Annotated in this window: 20 protein-coding genes; 11 read left to right on the forward strand and 9 right to left on the reverse strand. The window is 57.8% G+C overall.

From position 1 onward, the window contains the following. Window positions 1-48: 48 nt before the first annotated feature. Genes fabG through yceD form a run of 6 tightly spaced genes read right to left on the reverse strand, consistent with a single transcriptional unit; the run spans window position 49 to window position 4,454 of the window. Complete coding sequence (fabG, locus tag BHU62_RS00135) at window positions 49-783, reverse strand: 3-oxoacyl-ACP reductase FabG (protein ID WP_073528576.1); 735 nt, start codon at window positions 781-783, stop codon at window positions 49-51. 11 nt (window positions 784-794) lie between these two features. Further along, the gene (gene fabD / locus BHU62_RS00140; protein WP_073528577.1) at window positions 795-1,724 is read right to left on the reverse strand and encodes an ACP S-malonyltransferase; all 930 of its coding nucleotides are present in this window, start codon (window positions 1,722-1,724) and stop codon (window positions 795-797) included. 18 nt (window positions 1,725-1,742) lie between these two features. Further along, window positions 1,743-2,696 carry a beta-ketoacyl-ACP synthase III gene (locus BHU62_RS00145; RefSeq protein WP_073528578.1) on the reverse strand — a complete coding sequence of 318 codons (954 nt, stop codon included), beginning with the start codon at window positions 2,694-2,696 and terminating at the stop codon, window positions 1,743-1,745. A gap of 6 nt (window positions 2,697-2,702) precedes the next feature. Beyond that, entirely contained in the window at window positions 2,703-3,737 is a 1,035-nt protein-coding gene (gene plsX, locus BHU62_RS00150) for a phosphate acyltransferase PlsX (protein WP_073528579.1), read from the reverse strand. A gap of 11 nt (window positions 3,738-3,748) precedes the next feature. Further along, a complete protein-coding gene (rpmF, locus tag BHU62_RS00155) occupies window positions 3,749-3,916 on the reverse strand; it encodes a 50S ribosomal protein L32 (RefSeq protein ID WP_004927778.1) in 168 nt (55 codons plus the stop codon). A gap of 16 nt (window positions 3,917-3,932) precedes the next feature. Next, window positions 3,933-4,454 (reverse strand): 23S rRNA accumulation protein YceD, encoded by a 522-nt coding sequence (gene yceD, locus BHU62_RS00160; protein ID WP_073528580.1) that lies wholly within the window; start codon window positions 4,452-4,454, stop codon window positions 3,933-3,935. Between the two features lie 141 nt (window positions 4,455-4,595). Between yceD and BHU62_RS00165 the strand changes: the two genes are divergently transcribed. Continuing rightward, window positions 4,596-5,177 carry a Maf family protein gene (locus BHU62_RS00165; protein WP_139282239.1) on the forward strand — a complete coding sequence of 194 codons (582 nt, stop codon included), beginning with the start codon at window positions 4,596-4,598 and terminating at the stop codon, window positions 5,175-5,177. A 6-nt stretch (window positions 5,178-5,183) separates the two neighbouring features. On the opposite strand, the gene rluC is transcribed toward BHU62_RS00165, so the two are convergent. Further along, window positions 5,184-6,143 carry a 23S rRNA pseudouridine(955/2504/2580) synthase RluC gene (gene rluC / locus BHU62_RS00170; protein ID WP_073528582.1) on the reverse strand — a complete coding sequence of 320 codons (960 nt, stop codon included), beginning with the start codon at window positions 6,141-6,143 and terminating at the stop codon, window positions 5,184-5,186. Between the two features lie 552 nt (window positions 6,144-6,695). Here rluC and rne point away from each other — a divergent pair. Further along, window positions 6,696-10,004 (forward strand): ribonuclease E, encoded by a 3,309-nt coding sequence (gene rne, locus BHU62_RS00175; protein ID WP_073528583.1) that lies wholly within the window; start codon window positions 6,696-6,698, stop codon window positions 10,002-10,004. Between the two features lie 62 nt (window positions 10,005-10,066). Here rne and BHU62_RS00180 read toward each other — a convergent pair whose 3' ends face one another. After that, window positions 10,067-10,354, reverse strand: coding sequence for a putative quinol monooxygenase (locus BHU62_RS00180; RefSeq protein WP_073528584.1), 288 nt, complete (start codon window positions 10,352-10,354; stop codon window positions 10,067-10,069). Between the two features lie 213 nt (window positions 10,355-10,567). Here BHU62_RS00180 and pyrC point away from each other — a divergent pair, with 213 nt between their 5' ends. The 8 genes from pyrC (at window position 10,568) to BHU62_RS00220 (ending at window position 16,141) form a co-directional block, all read left to right on the forward strand. Beyond that, window positions 10,568-11,614 (forward strand): dihydroorotase, encoded by a 1,047-nt coding sequence (pyrC, locus tag BHU62_RS00185; protein WP_073528585.1) that lies wholly within the window; start codon window positions 10,568-10,570, stop codon window positions 11,612-11,614. 75 nt (window positions 11,615-11,689) lie between these two features. Further along, window positions 11,690-11,929: a DNA damage-inducible protein I gene (gene dinI, locus BHU62_RS00190; RefSeq protein ID WP_038875499.1), complete on the forward strand. Its 240-nt coding sequence runs from the start codon at window positions 11,690-11,692 to the stop codon at window positions 11,927-11,929. A 130-nt stretch (window positions 11,930-12,059) separates the two neighbouring features. Continuing rightward, window positions 12,060-12,341, forward strand: coding sequence for a hypothetical protein (locus tag BHU62_RS00195; RefSeq protein ID WP_073528586.1), 282 nt, complete (start codon window positions 12,060-12,062; stop codon window positions 12,339-12,341). Between the two features lie 200 nt (window positions 12,342-12,541). Beyond that, window positions 12,542-12,796: a biofilm formation regulator BssS gene (bssS, locus tag BHU62_RS00200; RefSeq protein WP_004927812.1), complete on the forward strand. Its 255-nt coding sequence runs from the start codon at window positions 12,542-12,544 to the stop codon at window positions 12,794-12,796. 138 nt (window positions 12,797-12,934) lie between these two features. Continuing rightward, complete coding sequence (gene solA, locus BHU62_RS00205; protein WP_073528588.1) at window positions 12,935-14,050, forward strand: N-methyl-L-tryptophan oxidase; 1,116 nt, start codon at window positions 12,935-12,937, stop codon at window positions 14,048-14,050. A gap of 217 nt (window positions 14,051-14,267) precedes the next feature. Further along, window positions 14,268-14,894: a LuxR C-terminal-related transcriptional regulator gene (locus tag BHU62_RS00210; RefSeq protein WP_073528590.1), complete on the forward strand. Its 627-nt coding sequence runs from the start codon at window positions 14,268-14,270 to the stop codon at window positions 14,892-14,894. Between the two features lie 122 nt (window positions 14,895-15,016). Next, window positions 15,017-15,133 carry a DUF2770 family protein gene (locus BHU62_RS00215; protein WP_073528592.1) on the forward strand — a complete coding sequence of 39 codons (117 nt, stop codon included), beginning with the start codon at window positions 15,017-15,019 and terminating at the stop codon, window positions 15,131-15,133. Between the two features lie 3 nt (window positions 15,134-15,136). Next, a complete protein-coding gene (locus BHU62_RS00220; protein WP_078061981.1) occupies window positions 15,137-16,141 on the forward strand; it encodes a zinc-dependent alcohol dehydrogenase family protein in 1,005 nt (334 codons plus the stop codon). On the opposite strand, the gene BHU62_RS00225 is transcribed toward BHU62_RS00220, so the two are convergent. Next, window positions 16,089-17,147 (reverse strand): AI-2E family transporter, encoded by a 1,059-nt coding sequence (locus tag BHU62_RS00225; protein WP_073528594.1) that lies wholly within the window; start codon window positions 17,145-17,147, stop codon window positions 16,089-16,091. The genes BHU62_RS00220 and BHU62_RS00225 overlap by 53 nt on opposite strands. A 441-nt stretch (window positions 17,148-17,588) precedes the next feature. Here BHU62_RS00225 and BHU62_RS00230 point away from each other — a divergent pair, with 441 nt between their 5' ends. Further along, a complete protein-coding gene (locus tag BHU62_RS00230; protein WP_073528596.1) occupies window positions 17,589-18,143 on the forward strand; it encodes a cytochrome b in 555 nt (184 codons plus the stop codon). Window positions 18,144-18,166: the final 23 nt, after the last annotated feature.

Raw genomic sequence — 18,166 nt, forward strand, 5'->3', positions numbered from 1 at the left:
CTATTTTGCGGTTTTTGCCTCAAATAACGCAAATGGTTTTCGCATTTTTTAAATCATGTACATGCCGCCATTGACATGTAACGTTTCACCGGTGATATAGCCGGCCTCATCAGAGGCCAAAAATGCAACAGCGCTGGCGATTTCTTTAGCATCGCCCAGCCGGTTGGCTGGAACTGATGACAAAATGCCTGCGCGTTGATCATCTGTCAACGCCCGTGTCATGTCCGTCTCAATAAAGCCAGGTGCCACGACGTTGACCGTAATGCCACGTGAAGCGACTTCACGTGCCAAAGATTTGCTAAAACCAATCAGACCGGCTTTAGCCGCCGCGTAGTTCGCCTGCCCTGCGTTCCCCATGGTACCGACAACGGAACCGATGGTGATGATACGGCCAAAACGCTTTTTCATCATAGCGCGCATTACCGCTTTTGACAGGCGGAATACGGAAGTCAGGTTGGTGTCGAGGATATCCTCCCACTCATCATCCTTCATACGCATCAGCAGGTTATCACGCGTAATGCCGGCATTATTCACTAAAATGTCGATTTCGCCAAATTCGGCGCGAATCGATGCCAGTACGCTGTCGATAGATTGCGCATCGACAACGTTCAACATAAACCCTTTGCCGCTTGCGCCCAGGTAGCCACTGATCGCTTCAGCGCCGCTCTCGCTGGTCGCGGTGCCGATCACTTTAGCGCCACGTGCCACAAACGTTTCTGCAATAGCTCGGCCAATACCGCGGCTCGCGCCGGTGACCAGAACGATTTTACCTTCGAAGCTCATCATTTTCCTCTTTATTGTTCAAGCGCCGCCGACAGGCTGGCGGTGTCATTCACCGCCGCAGCCGTCAGGGTGTCAACAATACGTTTAGTCAGGCCGGTCAGCACTTTGCCCGGCCCCACTTCCAGCAGCGACGTCACTCCCTGTGCTGCGATAAATTCTACGCTCTCGGTCCAACGCACCGGGCTGTACAGCTGGCGCACCAGCGCGCTGCGGATCGCTTCCGGATCGTTTTCGGTACGCACGTCTACGTTGTTCACCACCGGCACCTGCGGCGCGTTAAAGGCGATATCCTGCAGCGCTACGGCCAGCTTGTCGGCGGCCGGCTTCATCAGCGCACAGTGCGAAGGCACGCTCACCGGCAGCGGCAGCGCACGCTTGGCGCCGGCGGCTTTACAGGCAGCGCCCGCGCGTTCAACCGCTTCTTTATTGCCGGCGATAACCACCTGGCCCGGCGAGTTGAAGTTGACCGGAGAAACCACCTGCCCCTGCGCGGACTCTTCACACGCCTTGGCGATCGCGTCGTTGTCCAGGCCGATGATGGCGGACATCGCGCCGGTACCTTCAGGCACCGCTTCCTGCATCAGCTTGCCGCGCAGCTCGACCAGACGGATCGCCGCCTTGAAGTCCAGCACGCCGGCGCAGACCAGCGCCGAGTATTCACCCAGGCTGTGGCCCGCCATCAGCGCAGGCGCTTTACCGCCCTGCTGCTGCCAAACGCGGAAAATCGCCACCGAGGCGGCCAGCAGAGCCGGTTGGGTCTGCCAGGTCTTGTTCAGCTCTTCCGCCGGGCCTTGCTGAACCAGCTGCCACAGGTCGTAACCCAGGGCGGAGGATGCCTCGCCGAAGGTTTCTTCGACGATTGGGTACTGAGCGGCCAATTCGGCCAGCATGCCAACGGTCTGCGACCCCTGGCCCGGGAAAACAAAAGCAAATTGCGTCATTTTTTCTTCCTGTTCAAATCAGAAACGAACCAGCGCCGAGCCCCAGGTAAAGCCGCCGCCGAAGGCTTCCAGCAGCACCAGTTGGCCACGCTGAATTCGCCCGTCGCGCACTGCTTCGTCCAGTGCGGAAGGCACCGAGGCGGCGGAGGTGTTGCCGTGACGATCGAGCGTCACCACCACTTTGTCCATCCCCATGCCCAATTTTTTCGCCGTTGCGCTGATGATGCGCAGGTTGGCCTGGTGCGGCACCAGCCAATCCAGCTCGCTGCGGTCCATGTTGTTGGCCTGCAGCGTCTCGTCGACGATGCGAGCCAGCTCGGTGACCGCAACCTTGAAGACTTCGTTGCCCGCCATGGTGACATAGGCCGGCTTGTCTTGATTCTGACGATCCTTGTACGGCAGCGTCAGCAGGTTGCCGTAGCTGCCGTCGGCATGCAGATGGGTGGACAGGATGCCCGGCTCTTCAGAAGCCCCCAGCACCACGGCTCCAGCACCATCGCCAAACAGGATGATGGTGCCGCGATCTTCAGGATCCAGCGTGCGCGACAACAGGTCTGCGCCGATCACCAACGCATGTTTGACCGCACCGTTTTTCACGTACTGATCGGCAACGCTGAGCGCGTAGGTAAAGCCGGCGCAGGCTGCAGCCAGATCGAACGCCGCACAATCCTTGATCCCCAGCATGTTTTGCACCAGGCACGCCGCGCTCGGGAACGCGTGCGTATTCGTGGTGGTCGCCACCACGATCAGCCCGATGTCTTCTTTAGCCACACCTGCCATTTCCAGCGCTTTCTCAGCGGCCTGGAAGCTCATCGTCGCGACGGTTTCATCCGCAGCGGCGATGCGACGTTCGCGAATACCGGTACGCGTGACGATCCACTCGTCAGAGGTATCCACCATTTTTTCCAAATCAGCATTGGTGCGCACTTGTACGGGCAAATAACTCCCCGTACCGAGAATCTTTGTATACATGTACGATCAGTCACTCTTAGGTAATACAGCCTCAAGGCGCGCAGCAATCCTTTCCGGGACTTGCCGCTGCACCGCCTGCACAGCCTGTTCGATTGCGACTGCAAACGCGTGAGGGTTCGCAGCGCCGTGGCTCTTGACTACGGTGCTGCGCAATCCTAACAGACATGCGCCATTATACTGGTCGGGGTTCAGGTGGCCGAACCGCTTAACCACCCGTTTTTGCAACCAACGGCCCAACAATTTCAGCCACCACGCTCGCTTGTTTCCGTCTCCGGACGATTTCAGCAGCGATAAGAACACCCTGACCACCCCTTCCATGGTTTTCAGGGTGACGTTGCCCACAAAGCCATCGCAGACCAACACGTCGGTCTTGCCGGTGAGCAGCTCGTTTCCTTCCAGGTAACCAATATAGTTGATTGCCGGCGTATTTTTTAACACAGCGGCCGCTTCGCGGATATTATCCAGGCCTTTGGTCTCTTCTTCGCCAATATTCAGCAGCGCCACCCGCGGTTGCGCAATGCCGATCACCTCTTCCGCCATCACGGCGCCCATCACGGCAAACTGCACCAGCATGGTGCTGTCGCACTCGACGTTGGCGCCCAGATCCAGCACCACGGTTTTGCTGCGTTGCTGATTCGGGATCACCGTCATCAACGCCGGGCGCTCGATGCCTTCCAGCGGCTTGATCAACAGCTTCGCCAACCCCATCAGCGCGCCGGTGTTGCCGGCGCTGACGCAGCCCTGCGCCTTTCCGCTGCTGAGCTGTTCGAGCGCAATGCGCATCGACGAACCGCGGCTAGCGCGTATCGCTTGTGAAGGTTTGGCGTCGCCGGCGATCACAGACTCGGCGGGCACGACTTGCAGACGTTCCAGAAGAACCGGATCGGCGTGGGCAAGCAAAGGGGAGATGACGTCGGGATTGCCGACCAGCAGGAGATGAAGCTGTAAATTAGAGGCCAGTGCCTGCAACGAAGCAGGCACTGTGACGCAGGGACCGAAGTCCCCGCCCATTGCATCTAACGCCAGGGTTAGACGAGTCAAGGTATCGCTACTTAGCCGATAACCTTGCGACCGCGGTAGAAACCGTCGGCAGTGATGTGGTGACGACGGTGAGTTTCACCGGATACTTTGTCTACAGACAGAGTAGTCGTGGTCAGAGCATCGTGAGAACGACGCATGCCACGCTTGGAACGGGTTGGTTTATTCTGTTGTACGGCCATGGACCTTACTCCTCAATTACTTACGCTTTAAACTGGCTAATACGGCAAACGGATTCGGTTTCTCCGCCTCAGGAGGCAGTTGGCCAAATACCATGTCCGCTTCGGACACTTCACAGTGTTCAGATTCATGTACCGGAACGACAGGCAGTGAAAGAATAATTTCGTCTTCAATCATTGCCAACAGATCGACTTCGCCAAACTCGTCAACTTCGATCGGCTCGTACGCTTCCGGTAATGCCTCAGCCTGCTCATCATTGACGACCGGGCTAAAACAATATGTTGTGTGAACATGGTGTTCGAACGGGACTCCACAGCGTTGGCACATCAGCGTTACCGTGACGTCCGCATGCCCTGTTATCACCGCGAGGCGTTGATTGTCGATATTAAACGACAACGACACCTCGACATCACTGTCCACACTGACCACGGAGTCGGCAACACGAGTAACCTGCTCAGGCGCATAGACACCAACATAGTCCAGGCGTTTCTGAGCGGTACGTACCGCATCAATGGTCAAGGGTAATTTTACCTTTTGCATAGGGCGCGCATATTAACTTTGTAACGACATAGAGTCAAAGAAAAAGGCCGTAAAACGGCTCCTTTCACCAATATTCGCTTCCACAGCGGCCGACAGTTTAAAATGCCGTACCCATTTACGCTACGGTTTGCGAAAAAAATTATGCAGAGATTGCTTTTAGCCTCTACCTCACCCTATCGGAAAATACTGCTGGAGAAGCTGCAATTGCCCTTCGACTGCGCCGCGCCGGAGGTGGATGAAGCCCCGCTGCCGGCTGAAACCGCCGAAGCGCTGGTGCTGCGCCTGGCGGCGGCGAAGGCTCAGGCGCTGGCCCTCGCCTACCCCGATCATCTGATTATCGGCTCCGATCAGGTCTGCGTGATCGATGGCAACATCACCGGCAAGCCGCATACCGAGGAAAACGCCCGTGCGCAGCTGCGCCAGGCCAGCGGCCAGGCCGTGACCTTCTATACCGGTCTGGCGTTGTACAACGGGCGCAGCAAGCAGCTGCAGGCCCTGTGCGAACCATTCCACGTGCATTTTCGCACGCTGAGCGAAGCGGAGATCGCCGCCTATGTGCGTATGGAGCAGCCGCTGAACTGCGCGGGCAGTTTCAAGAGCGAGGGGTTGGGGATCGCGCTGTTCGACAGGCTGGAAGGCCGGGACCCGAACGCCCTGATCGGCCTACCGTTGATCGCGCTGTTGGAAATGTTGCGGGCTGAAGGCATCAACCCGCTGGCCTGACGCGGATTATTTGGCCGCCTGCCGGCGCAGCACCTGCAGGCAGTGGCGCAGCTCTTCGTCCATCGGCGCTTCGATGCGCATCGTTTCGCCGGTGGCCGGATGCTCGAAGCGCAGCGCTGCGGCGTGCAGGAACAGACGCTTCAGGCCGGTGCCCGCCAGTTGGCGATCGAACTCGCGATCGCCATAGCGATCGTCAAAGGCGATCGGGTGCCCGGCATGCAAAGTGTGCACGCGGATCTGGTGAGTGCGCCCGGTGATCGGGCTGGCCTTCACCAGCGTGGCGAATTCGTAACGCTCTTCCACCTTGAAGCGGGTTTCCGAAGGCTTGCCTTCGCTGCTGACGCGCACGATGCGCTCGCCGCTTTGCAGAATGTTTTTCAGCAGCGGTGCCTGCACCGCCTTGCAGTGGGACTGCCACTGGCCGCGCACCAGCGCCAGATAATCCTTCTGCATGCCCTTCAGCCGCAGCTGTTCGTGCAGCGAACGCAGCGCGGAGCGCTTCTTGGCCACCAGCAGCACGCCGGAGGTGTCGCGATCCAGGCGGTGCACCAGTTCCAGAAAACGCGCTTCAGGACGCAGCGCGCGCAGCCCTTCGATCACGCCGAAGCTCAGGCCGCTGCCGCCGTGCACCGCAGTGCCGGAAGGCTTGTTGAGGATCAGCAGGTGGTCGTCTTCATACAAAATGCAGTCGGCCAACGCGGCCACTTTGTCCAGTTTGGCCGACACCGGCGTCTCTTCGCGTTCGGCCACGCGCACCGGCGGCACACGCACCACGTCGCCGGCCGCCAATTTGTACTCGACCTTAATGCGCCCTTTATTAACCCGCACTTCGCCTTTACGCACGATGCGATAAATCATGCTCTTCGGCACGCCTTTCAGGCGAGCGAGCAGAAAGTTGTCGATTCTCTGACCGGCTTCGTCGTCGGAAATCGTGATGAATTGTACTGCTGGATTGTTCGTTTTCATGGTGCGGGATTCTAAATAGACCGCGTGAATAGCGCCACATCTTTTTCTGTGCTTAACTGTCTCTCTGACGGCGGATGAAACCCCAGCGGACAATAAGGCAGCAAGCCGATTTGAACGTTTGCGATTTCTTCCGCAGTTAAGGAAAAGTCACCTTGCTATAACGGCATCAGCAGTGGAATAATGCAGTCACTTTCCGCGTTGATTCTCGTTAAACAGGGAAAACGGTGGAATTATAAAATTTGTCTGATCGCGCAAAAACGCAGCAATGGCGTAAGACGTAATGCGAAATCAAACAATTAGCGGGCTGCGGGTTGCAGCTTGGCCGGCAAATGGAATCAGATCTGTCGACGTAAATCAGAGGCTATTCCCCTATTAAAAGCGCTGTCTTTCACAAAGAAATGCAGGCTTACCGAGATAATGCGCCCCTATGCAGGCGACAACCGTGAGGTTGACGGCTTTGCGAGAAGACACGGGGCTTTCGGTTGAACTCCGGCCATGAGGTTATTTTGCCCGCAGCTTTGTCGATAATGTAAAAATAACGAGTAAGTTAAGATGAAAAGAATGTTGATTAACGCAACTCAGCAGGAAGAGTTGCGTGTTGCCCTCGTAGATGGACAGCGGCTGTATGATTTGGATATCGAAAGTCCGGGTCATGAGCAGAAAAAAGCGAATATTTACAAAGGCAAAATCACCCGCATTGAACCAAGTCTTGAAGCAGCGTTCGTGGACTACGGCGCAGAACGACATGGTTTCCTCCCCCTTAAAGAAATCGCCCGCGAATACTTCCCTAGCAATTACTCTTCCCATGGCCGCCCAAACATCAAAGATGTGCTGCGCGAAGGCCAGGAAGTCATCGTTCAGGTAGACAAAGAAGAACGTGGCAACAAAGGCGCCGCCTTGACCACCTTCATCAGCCTGGCGGGCAGCTATCTGGTGTTGATGCCGAACAACCCACGTGCCGGCGGCATTTCTCGCCGCATCGAGGGTGACGATCGCACCGAGCTGAAAGAAGCACTCTCTTCGCTGCAACTGCCGGACGGCATGGGCCTGATTGTTCGCACCGCGGGCGTTGGCAAATCCGCCGATGCGCTGCAGTGGGATCTCTCCTTCCGTCTGAAACACTGGGAAGCGATTAAGAAAGCCGCCGAAGGCCGCCCTGCGCCGTTCCTGATCCATCAGGAAAGCAACGTTATCGTGCGCGCCTTCCGCGATTATCTGCGCCCGGACATCGGCGAAATCCTGATCGACAACCCGAAAATTCTCGATCTGGCCAAAGAGCACATCGCTGCGCTGGGCCGCCCGGATTTCAGCAGCAAAATCAAACTGTACAGCGGTGAAATTCCTCTGTTCAGCCACTATCAGATCGAATCGCAGATCGAATCCGCTTTCCAGCGCGAAGTGCGCCTGCCGTCCGGCGGCTCGATCGTCATTGACAGCACCGAAGCGCTGACCGCCATCGACATCAACTCCGCGCGCGCAACCCGCGGCGGCGACATCGAAGAGACGGCGTTCAATACCAACCTGGAAGCGGCGGACGAGATCGCTCGCCAGCTGCGCCTGCGCGACCTCGGCGGCCTGATCGTCATCGACTTTATCGACATGACGCCGGTACGCCACCAGCGCGAAGTGGAAAACCGCCTGCGCGACGCCGTGCGCCAGGACCGCGCGCGCATCCAGATCGGCCGCATCTCCCGTTTCGGCCTGCTGGAAATGTCACGTCAGCGTCTCAGCCCATCGCTGGGCGAGTCCAGCCACCATGTGTGCCCGCGTTGTAACGGCACCGGCACCATTCGCGACAACGAATCGCTGGCGCTGTCTATCCTGCGCCTGATCGAAGAAGAAGCGCTGAAGGAAAACACCAAAGAAGTTCACGCCATCGTGCCGGTTCAGGTCGCTTCGTACCTGCTGAACGAAAAGCGCGAATCCGTCAGCGCGATCGAAAAACGCCAGGGTGGCGTGAAAGCCGTCATCGTGCCGAACGATCAGATGCAAACCCCGCACTATTCGGTGCTGCGCGTGCGCAAAGGCGAGGAAACCTCTACCCTCAGCTACCTGCTGCCGAAGCTGCACGAGGAAGACATGGAGCGCCCGCTGGAAGATGCGCCGATGGAACGCAAGCGTCCGGAGCAACCGGCCCTGGCTTCCTTCTCCCTGTCCGCCGATGTGCCGCCGCCGGCCGAAGAGCCCGTCGCCGTTGCCAAACCAGCTGCTGCAGCTACAGCTGCCAAGGCGAAAGCCGCAGCGCCGGCTGCCGCCAAGCCGGGCTTCCTGGGCCGTCTGTTCGGTGGTCTGAAGAGCCTGTTCGCCGGTGAAGAACAACCTGCCGTCGAAGAAGCCAAACCGGCCGAAACGCCGAAGGCCGAAGGCAACGGAGAAAACCGCCGTCAGGATCGTCGCGGTCAGCGCCGTCAAGGCACCGGCCGTAAAGAGCGCGGTGAGCGTGGCGAGCGTCAGGAACGTGGCGAGCGCAAAGAGCGCGGTGAAGGCCGTGACAATCGCGAGCGCGACAACCGTGAACCGCGTGAGAACCGCGAAGGCCGTGAATCGCGTGAATCCCGCGATGAGCAGCGCCGCAACCGCCGTAACCAGCAGCAGAACGCGCCGGTAGCGGAGGAAGTTTCCGCGGAAGAAAGCGCCAAAGCGCCGCGCGAAGACCAGCAACAGCGCCGTGAGCAGCGAGCTGAACGCCAGCGCCGTCGTCAGGAAGAGAAGCGTCAGGCTCAGCAGGAAGTGAAAGCGCTGGAAAGCGTTGAAGTGGTCGAGAGCACCGACGAAGAGCAGGAAGAACGCCAGCAGCAGAACATGCAGCGCCGTCAGCGCCGCCCTCTGACGCAGAAAGTGCGCATCCTGTCCGCAGAAGAAGAACTGCAGCGTGCAGCGGAAGAGCTGTTGGCGCCGAAAGCGCCGGTAGCGAAAGCCGAAGACGTGCAGCCGACCGCCGACGACAGCGTCAAGCTGCTGCCGGAAACCGTTGCCGCTCAACCGGAAGACGATGCTCAGGGCGAAAACCGCGGCAACGGCGAAGGTATGCCGCGCCGTTCCCGTCGTTCACCGCGTCACCTGCGCGTCAGCGGCCAGCGTCGCCGTCGTTACCGCGATGAGCGTTACCCGCTGCAATCCCCAATGCCGTTGGCAGGCGCGTTTGCCTCGCCGGAAATGGCGTCGGGTAAAGTCTGGGTAAGCTACCCGGTTGCTCAGGTTGAAGAAGCCGAAGTGCAGACCGAAACCGTAGAACAGGCCGCGGCACCGGTAGTCGCCGCAGCGGTTGAACAGCACAGCGCTGCCGTGGAAGACACTCAGGCCGCAACCCGCATCAACGCGCCGGCACCAGAAGCCACCGTTGAAACGGCTGCCGTCACCGCAACGGAAGACGCTGCAGTCGTTGCTACCCCGGCCGAGGAAACCCCGGCTCCGGTGGAAACCGCGCCGACATCGTCAGTGGTTGAAGAGCCGAAAGCGGAAGAGACTGCCCCGGCAGTTGAAGCCGAGCCGGTAATTGAAGCCGTTGCAGTTGAAGCTACGCCTGTGGAAGAAGTGCCTGTGGTAGAAACAGCGCCTGCGGCAGCCGTAGTGGAAGACGCTCCGGTGGAGAAAGCCCCAGAGCCGATCGCCGCTGAACCTGCACCTGTGGTTGTTCAGCAGCCTGCGCCGGTGAAAGCCGTCCAGGACGTGCTGTACAAACACATCGCCACTGCGCCGATGACCAAAGCGCCTGCGCCGGCCTACGAGCCGGAAGAACGCAAGCACAGTGACTGGCAGCGCCCTTCCTTCAACTTTGAAGGCAAAGGCTCAGCAGGCGGTCACTCGGCGGTGAGCCAAGCGACTGCGCCGGCCACCAAGCCGCAGCCGGTTAACGATTAAGTTAATCTTGCAGCCCTAAAAAAACCCGCCATCGGCGGGTTTTTTCTTGCCTGTCAAAAAGCTCAGGCGATCTGCTTCAGTTGTTTGATGTCCAACGTATCCAGTTTGCCGTCAAGCCGGCCGACAAACTGCTGAAAATGCGCGGTCTTATTGTGCTTATCCAGCGCTTCACCGCTGGCCCAACGCTCAAAGAACACGAAGACGCCCGGCTTTTCCAGGTCACGATGCAAATCATATTGCAGGTTGCCCAACTCCTGACGGCTCGGCTCGATAATCTCGTGCACCGCTTCGCTGACCGCGGCCTCAAATCCCGCTTTCGCTTGCAGGGTGGCGATAACGCGTACTTCCATTGCTTTCTCCCTTTCCATATGATGAAAGTCGACGGTATTCACGTCGGCATCGTTGAAATCCCTGCCACTATGCGCCCGCCAGCCCACTGATTTCAACTTGTCGGCAACAAACAGATGCATCTCAGGCACTTTCCGCTTATCCTTACACCCCGGCGTGAATAAACCCATTATTCGCTTTTCATTAGACGTATTTGACCGCCGGAGCCTAGCTAGATGACCGCACAACCTCAAGTTCTGAAAATCCGCCGCCCAGACGACTGGCATATCCATCTGCGTGACGATGAGATGCTGAAAACGGTGGTGCCCTATACCAGCCAGGTATTTGGCCGGGCGATCGTGATGCCGAACCTGGTTCCGCCCGTAACGACCGTGGCCGCCGCGCGCGCCTACCGCGATCGCATTCTGGCAGCGGTTCCACAGGGCCACAACTTCACCCCGTTGATGACCTGCTACCTGACCAACTCCCTGGCGGCCAGCGAACTGGTCAACGGTTTCGAACAAGGGGTGTTTACCGCCGCCAAGCTGTATCCGGCCAACGCCACCACCAACTCCAGCCACGGCGTCAGCGACGTGACCGGCATTTATCCGCTGTTCGAGCAGATGCAAAAAATCGGCATGCCGCTGCTGATCCACGGCGAAGTAACCGATCCTGCCGTCGATATCTTCGACCGTGAAGCACGCTTTATCGAACAGGTGATGGAACCTATTCGCCGTCATTTCCCAGAGCTGAAAATCGTCTTCGAGCACATCACCACCAAAGAAGCGGCTCAATATGTGCAGGCAGGCAATCGTTTCCTCGGCGCCACCATCACGCCGCAGCACCTGATGTTCAACCGCAACCACATGTTGGTCGGCGGCATTCGCCCACACCTGTTCTGCCTGCCGATCCTCAAGCGCAATGTCCATCAGGAAGCGCTGCGTCAGGCGGTCGCCAGCGGTTCGGATCGTTTCTTCCTCGGCACCGATTCCGCACCACACCTCAAACATCGCAAAGAGTCCAGCTGCGGCTGTGCAGGCTGCTTCAACGCGCCGAATGCTATCCCGGCTTACGCCGCCGTCTTCGAACAACTCGGTGCGCTGGAGCACTTTGAGGCCTTCTGCTCGCTCAACGGCCCACGCTTCTATGGCCTGCCACTCAACGAAGACTTCATCGAGCTGCAGCGCACGCCGACCACGCAGCCGGAAGAGATCGCCCTGGGCAATGAATCCGTGATCCCATTCCTGGCCGGCGAAACCTTAAACTGGTCGCTGAAAGACTGATATTTTTTCTTCGCCCTCTTGCTCCCGCTCGCGGTTAACTGTATAAATAAACAGTAAATCGCTTCGGGGGCAATTATGCGTGTTGAAGTCACTATAGATAAAACCCGGCCGCTGCCGGCAGGCGCTATTGAGGCGCTGACCGGCGAACTGGGCAAACGGGTCAATCGCCAGTTTCCAGACGCCGTCGTGCAAGTTCGTTATGCCGGCGCCAACGGGCTCTCCGTGCTGGGGGGCGCCAAAACCGACCGGGATCTGATCGAGGAAATCCTTCAGGAAACCTGGGAAAGCGCGGACGAATGGTTCAGCGCAGAATAACACTGCAATGCTGTTTTTGCCGGGGGTCGCTCTCCGGCTTTTTTGTTTCTGGCGCCCTGCCCGTTCATCGCTTACCCTTACTTTGGAACAAAATCCGCTTCAGATCTGTATTTAACGCAAAGGAGTTAGCATGGCCCCGGACAAGGTGAAATCCGAAGACGCAATGACGTTTGGCGAATTGCTGGCGCTGATTGCCGATCAGAAAAGGCGCCTGAACGTGCTGGAAGTGGCATTCTCTTACCTGGCATTCAGCCTGGATGACAAAGCCAACCAATTGCTGATCCACAGTCTGAAGCTGGAATCGCAAAGCCAGAAGCGCGACGCCGAAACGCAAAAGCATTTTGCGCATTTGGCCGAAGAACTGGAAAAATGCCTGCACGGCGCCTCCCCGCCCCCCACCGGCGCGGAATAACGCGCGGCGTTTATTCCCCCACAAATTCGCATACAGGTTTGTAGAATAATTGTTCAAATAAATATTTATTTTGCAAATTTAAGCGGAAACCCCCTCCACCGATGAAAGCGGATGCGTATACTGTAATTGCTCTCATGATGATGAGCCGCATTGATCCTCGTTAGTCACTCACGGTAGTTACTACTCAATAAGGGGTCTTTATGGACAGAAATGATGAAGTAATTCAGACGCACCCGCTTGTCGGTTGGGATATCAGTACTGTCGACGTTTACGACGCCATGATGATTCGCCTTCATTACCTGTCTTCACTAGACCAAACGCCCGAAGAAGCCCAAGTAGACAGAACGCTTTGGCTGACCACAGATGTCGCCCGTCAATTAATCAATATCTTAGAGGCCGGCATCGCCAAGATTGAAGCTACGGATTACCAGGATCTTGATCGAAGAAAACATTGATTCATCATCCCCTCCCCCTAAGGCGCCGCGGTCATCCCGGCGCCTTTTTCTTTATCTTTCGCCGTTCAATCAGTGCATTGCACCCGCCAACCTTTTATCATGAGGCGATAAGAAATCGCTATCAGAGAGGGTGGGCACGTGGAATATGATTTGATTGTGGTGGGCAGCGGTTCAGTCGGCGCGGCGGCAGGTTATTACGCCACGCGGGCCGGTTTGAACGTGCTGATGATCGACAGCGCCATTCCCCCGCACCGAAACGGCAGCCATCACGGCGATACCCGCATCATCCGCCACGCGTATGGCGAAGGCGAAAAATACGTGCCGCTGGTGCTGCGCGCGCAAGCGCTGTGGAATACGCTGATTCAACAATCCGGCGAGGAACTGTTCCAGTCGTGCGGTGTGCTCAACCTGGGGCCGCAGCACTCCGAATTCATTCGCAATGCGCAACACAGCGCGCAACACTTCCGCCTGAATACGCAAACCCTCAGCGCCGAACAGATCAATCAACGCTGGCCGGAATTCCGCGCGCCGGAAGGTTACGTCGGCGTATTCGAACCGGACGCCGGGTTCCTGCGTTCCGAGCTGGCGGTGGCCAGCCTGATCAAGCTGGCGAAAGACGCCGGTTGCGGCCAACTGTTCAACTGCCCGGTCAGCGCAGTGGCCCCCATCGATGGTGGCGTTGAAGTCGTCACCGGCGAAGGGCGCTTCACGGCGCGCAAAGCGGTGGTCACCGCAGGCACCTGGGTGAAAGCGCTGTTGCCGCAGCTGCCGATCGCGCCGTTGCGCAAAGTGTTTTCCTGGCATCAGGCGGACGGCCGCTACAGCGTGAACAACCGTTTCCCTGCCTTTACCGTCGAAGCGCAAGACGGCACGCATTATTACGGTTTCCCGGCGGATAACGATGGGTTGAAAGTGGGCAAACACGACGGCGGTCAGCCGATGGACACCCCCGAGCAGCGTAAACCCTTCGGCAGTTACGCCAGCGACGGCACGGAAATCTTCACCTTCCTGCGGCAGTTTTTACCGGGTGTAGGCGTATGTTTACACGGGGAAGCCTGCAGTTATGACATGAGCCCCGATGAAGATTTCATTATCGATACCCTGCCGGATTGCGATCGCCTGATGGTCATCAGCGGATTGAGCGGCCACGGCTTCAAATTCGCCAGCGCCTTGGGTGAGATCGCCGCGCTGTTCGCCCAGGACAAAACGCCGCCGGTAGACGTTTCCAGCTTTACCCTGAAGCGATTTAGCTGAACGGAGGATTTCGCTGCCTAAACCACCTGTCGGGTTCCGGGCAGCGAAATTCGACGGTTACAATTCGTTAACCTGCTAACTCTTTTAAAAATCAAGTAAAAACTCTTATCACGGAAATTTCTTGTATTCAGCAATTGAATTTCCGAATTGAACACTTGCAGTGTAAGCCCTATTTTACAGAAGATATGCTCCATCGGCTTTCAACAAGGACGTCACCATGAAACTACTTGTCGTGGATGAATGCTGCTTCACCCGGGTCGGTATAGCCAGCTACTTTGCTGATAGTGGGATTACGACGATCAAATGCTGCCACAGCATTGAATACGCGACGCCGCTGCTGGCCAGTTTTCAGCCGAGCCACATCCTGATAAACCTCAGCAACCAATGCCGTTATAACGAAGCCGACGCGCAGCTGCTGGCGTTTATGGAAGCCAGCCAATCCGCCTTGCTGTTCATCTATCTTGATACGCCTTACCCGTACAGCGAAACGCCGATGCGCATCGCCGATAACGCGTTCCTGTTCAACAAAAGCATCCTGCCGCTCACCCTGCGCACGCTGCGCGAAAACCCGTTGGCGCTGGCCGATGACGGCGAAGATCGCTCCTTATTCAGCCCGCAGGAGCTGACGGTGATGAAGTATTGGATGGCGGAAATGCCCAACTACCGCATCGCGAAAAAACTGCAAATCAGCTCGCATACGGTGTATGTGCATAAGCGACACATCACGGAGAAGATCAACGCGCGCAATCGGCTGGAGTTCTACTCGCTGTACAACGTGCTGCGTTACTTCTACCCGCCGAGCGCGCCGGCCAATTCTACGCCGCTGGCTCTGTTGGCGGTATAGCGTCAAGCCTGCGATCGTGCAGGCTTTTTTATCGCCATTCTCCCCCCGCTCCCGCGCAGCACGCTATAAAAGACGCGGAGAAAAGGACTATAATCAAAGGTCCCTTTCTTCAGGCGGCTGAAATGTTAAACCGAATACTGGCGGCTATCGTCAACAACGTGCGTGAGCACTTAGTGCTGTACCTTTGTCTGTGGCTGCTGCTGCTGGCGCTGGATGTCTACTTTTTCTTCGTGATGTAACCCATGCCGTTGTCATTTCCCCGATTGAGCTTCAGCCGCTTCGGCGATCCCGCTCAGGTGTTGGCACTGCAGCAGGCGAGCAAACCGCCACTGCGTCCCGGCCAGCTGCTGCTGCAGATGCGCTATGCTCCGATCAATCCTTCCGACCTGATCCCGATTCACGGCCAATACGCGCATCGCATCGCCCTGCCGCAGGTGCCGGGGTATGAAGGCGTAGGCGTTATCGTCGATCCGCAGAGCGGGCGCTCGACCGATCGGCGTGCACTGGCGGTGGCGGGCGACGGCAGTTGGCAAACCTTCGTCACGCTGCCTGAAGACCGAACGATCTGGGTGCCGGACGACATCGACGACGCCGACGCGGCGCAAATCTATATCAATCCGCTCACCTGCTGGGTGCTGTTGACGCAATGGCTGTCGCTCAACGCCGGCGACGTGCTGCTGCTTAACGGCGGCGGCTCCGCCGTTAGCCTGCTGCTGGCGCAACTGACGGCGCTGCGCGGCATTCGCCTGGCGGTTGTGGTGCGCAACGCCGCTCATCGTCAGGCGCTGCTGGCCGCCGGTGCGTGGCGCGTTATCGAGGCGCCGCAGCTGGCGCAAATGACAAATTTTGGCGCACGGGCGGCCATCGACTGCATCGGCGGAGAAGACGGGCTGCTGCTGGCGCGGGCGGTTCGCAGCGGCGGCGATTTCGTGGCGCTGGGTCTGCTGGGCGGTCACCAGGTGGACTGGCGGCGCGTGGTGGACGAATTGAAGCTGCGCGCTTCGCTGTTCCACCTGCGTAAATGGAATGCGCAGGCGGCGCCGGCGCAGTGGCAGACGGCGTTTTATCAGCTATTCCAGCTGCTGCGGCGCGGCCAGCTGGCGCTGCGCCCGCCCGCCGCGATTTATCCGTTGCATCGTTATACCGCCGCACTGCAACACGCAGCCCAGCCTGGCTTAGCTGGCAAAATCTTTCTCACTCCGGCGATGCCGGAGGCTGGCGCGGCGGACGGCCATCTCCCAGGATAGCCGCCAGCCGATAACCGCCCTCGGTGGTCTCCAACGCGATGCGGGCGACGATCGTCAGCGGCACCGACAGCAGCATACCCACCGGGCCGAGCAGCCAGCCCCAAAAGATCAGTGACAGGAACACCACCAGCGTCGACAGCCCCAACCCGCGTCCCATCACTCGCGGTTCGAGGATATTGCCGATCACCATGTTGATCGCGATAAAGCCGCCCGCCACCACCAGCGCGTCGCCCAGCCCGTTGAACAACAGCGCCTGAATCAGCGGCGGAATGGCCGCCAACACCGAGCCGATGTTGGGAATATAGTTGAGCAGAAACGCCAGCAACCCCCAGATAAAGGCGAAGCGCACGCCGACCGCCGCCAGGAAGATCCAGACGATCACCCCGGTGGCCAGGCTAATGACGGTTTTAATCACCAGATAGCGCGTCACGCCGTCCAACGCCCGCCGAATCGCGGCAAGGCCCTCGTTCGGCTTATCCAACGCCTGTTGTAGCTTAAAAGGCAGCAGCTGCACTTCGAACAGCATGAACACCACGGTCATCAACAACAGGAAGACGTTGGTCATCGCGCCGGACAAATGCCCCAGCATGCGGGTGACCAGATTCATCGCCGCGCTGGGATCGACATACTGCAGCATCGCTTCGCTGGAGAGGCTGATATTGAAACGACCGGCATAATGCTGCAGCTCGCGCAGCTTCTCAATCATCATGCCGCGGTACTGCGGTAGCGAACGGGCGAACTCATTCAGCGAAGCGCCCAGCATGCCGATAAGCAGCATCACGGCCACAATCACCGCAGTCACCAGCAGCGTCACCCCGACGATACGCGGTATGCGCTTGCGCTCCAGCATCGCCACCAGCGGGTTCAGCACTATGGCGAGAAACACCGCCAGTAAAAACGGCACCACGATGTCAGCGGCGGCTTTCACCCCGGCCAGGATGATCACCAGCATCGCCAGCAGAATGGCCAGGCGCAGGCTGCTGTCGGTTACACGGGTTCGGCCCATGACGTTTCCTTGTTATTTCACTGGGTTAACCGGCCCCACGGAGCCGCCTCTTGGCGCTCATGGTAGCAAAATCCGCCGCCGCGCCGCAGGAAATTTAGCGCAACCGTTCGACAAAATTAATCTTTCTGCCCTACTGTTCGCCGCGAGAAATACGCATAACGTTTGCCAACGAATCATTCCGCCAGGCAATTCATGGTGATTTACGTAAAATGACAAAAGCTGACATTAATAGATAATAAGCCTAATTTTCAACAACTAGCAATAACTTTGCATTCGCGAAACAATATCATCTTCAACGATTTATCTGATTAATTACGAGCATCTCAAACAAATTCACTGACTAATATTTCAAAGGAGTAACATAGTTAAATTTATTATTGATTTTATGTTTCCTAAAGTTTAATTATTGCAGCCAGCCAATCGGTAAACGAAGGAAACAGGATGCTCTGGAAAAATACCGCCGATCGTTTCGGCCATGTGTCAGTGTTGATTCACTGGCTGGTGGCACTGACGGTATACGGCATGTTCGCACTCGGCCTGTGGATGGTCACGCTGGGCTATTACGACGTCTGGTACCACCAGGCGCCGGAGATCCACAAAAGCATCGGCGCACTGCTGTTCATCGTGATGGTGATCCGCGTGATCTGGCGCTTTGTCTCGCCACCGCCCAAACCGCTGGCCAGCTATGGCCGCCTCACCCGCATCAGTGCCATCCTCGCGCATCTGGCGCTGTACGCAGTGCTGTTCGGCATTCTGATCAGCGGCTATCTGATCTCCACCGCCGATGGCCAACCGATCAGCGTGTTCGGCTGGTTCGACGTGCCCGCCACCGTCACCGGCATGGCGGAGCAAGCCGACACCGCCGGCACCATTCACCTTTACCTGGCCTGGGCCGTGGTAGTGCTTTCGGTACTGCATGGCTTGGCTGCGCTTAAACATCACTTTATCGATCGTGATGTCACTTTGAAACGGATGCTGGGTAGCAGCGCCGATTAACCTTTGGATTTATGGAGATAGCT

It is taken from the genome of Serratia marcescens, from assembly GCF_001902635.1.
In the GTDB taxonomy this organism is placed as follows: Bacteria; Pseudomonadota; Gammaproteobacteria; order Enterobacterales; family Enterobacteriaceae; genus Serratia; species Serratia marcescens_F.

Excerpts from the sequence above, each read along its gene's own strand:
- rluC (WP_073528582.1), bottom strand. The coding sequence starts at position 6,143 with ATGAAAACGAACAATCCAGCAGTACAATTCATCACGATTTCCGACGAC.
- BHU62_RS00165 (WP_139282239.1), top strand. The coding sequence starts at position 4,596 with ATGCAGAGATTGCTTTTAGCCTCTACCTCACCCTATCGGAAAATACTG.
- BHU62_RS00145 (WP_073528578.1), bottom strand. The coding sequence starts at position 2,696 with ATGTATACAAAGATTCTCGGTACGGGGAGTTATTTGCCCGTACAAGTG.
- fabD (WP_073528577.1), bottom strand. The coding sequence starts at position 1,724 with ATGACGCAATTTGCTTTTGTTTTCCCGGGCCAGGGGTCGCAGACCGTT.
- BHU62_RS00180 (WP_073528584.1), bottom strand. The coding sequence starts at position 10,354 with ATGGAAGTACGCGTTATCGCCACCCTGCAAGCGAAAGCGGGATTTGAG.
- pyrC (WP_073528585.1), top strand. The coding sequence starts at position 10,568 with ATGACCGCACAACCTCAAGTTCTGAAAATCCGCCGCCCAGACGACTGG.
- BHU62_RS00210 (WP_073528590.1), top strand. The coding sequence starts at position 14,268 with ATGAAACTACTTGTCGTGGATGAATGCTGCTTCACCCGGGTCGGTATA.
- rpmF (WP_004927778.1), bottom strand. The coding sequence starts at position 3,916 with ATGGCCGTACAACAGAATAAACCAACCCGTTCCAAGCGTGGCATGCGT.
- BHU62_RS00225 (WP_073528594.1), bottom strand. The coding sequence starts at position 17,147 with ATGGGCCGAACCCGTGTAACCGACAGCAGCCTGCGCCTGGCCATTCTG.
- bssS (WP_004927812.1), top strand. The coding sequence starts at position 12,542 with ATGGACAGAAATGATGAAGTAATTCAGACGCACCCGCTTGTCGGTTGG.
- yceD (WP_073528580.1), bottom strand. The coding sequence starts at position 4,454 with ATGCAAAAGGTAAAATTACCCTTGACCATTGATGCGGTACGTACCGCT.
- BHU62_RS00220 (WP_078061981.1), top strand. The coding sequence starts at position 15,137 with ATGCCGTTGTCATTTCCCCGATTGAGCTTCAGCCGCTTCGGCGATCCC.
- BHU62_RS00195 (WP_073528586.1), top strand. The coding sequence starts at position 12,060 with ATGGCCCCGGACAAGGTGAAATCCGAAGACGCAATGACGTTTGGCGAA.
- BHU62_RS00215 (WP_073528592.1), top strand. The coding sequence starts at position 15,017 with ATGTTAAACCGAATACTGGCGGCTATCGTCAACAACGTGCGTGAGCAC.
- BHU62_RS00230 (WP_073528596.1), top strand. The coding sequence starts at position 17,589 with ATGCTCTGGAAAAATACCGCCGATCGTTTCGGCCATGTGTCAGTGTTG.
- dinI (WP_038875499.1), top strand. The coding sequence starts at position 11,690 with ATGCGTGTTGAAGTCACTATAGATAAAACCCGGCCGCTGCCGGCAGGC.
- rne (WP_073528583.1), top strand. The coding sequence starts at position 6,696 with ATGAAAAGAATGTTGATTAACGCAACTCAGCAGGAAGAGTTGCGTGTT.
- fabG (WP_073528576.1), bottom strand. The coding sequence starts at position 783 with ATGAGCTTCGAAGGTAAAATCGTTCTGGTCACCGGCGCGAGCCGCGGT.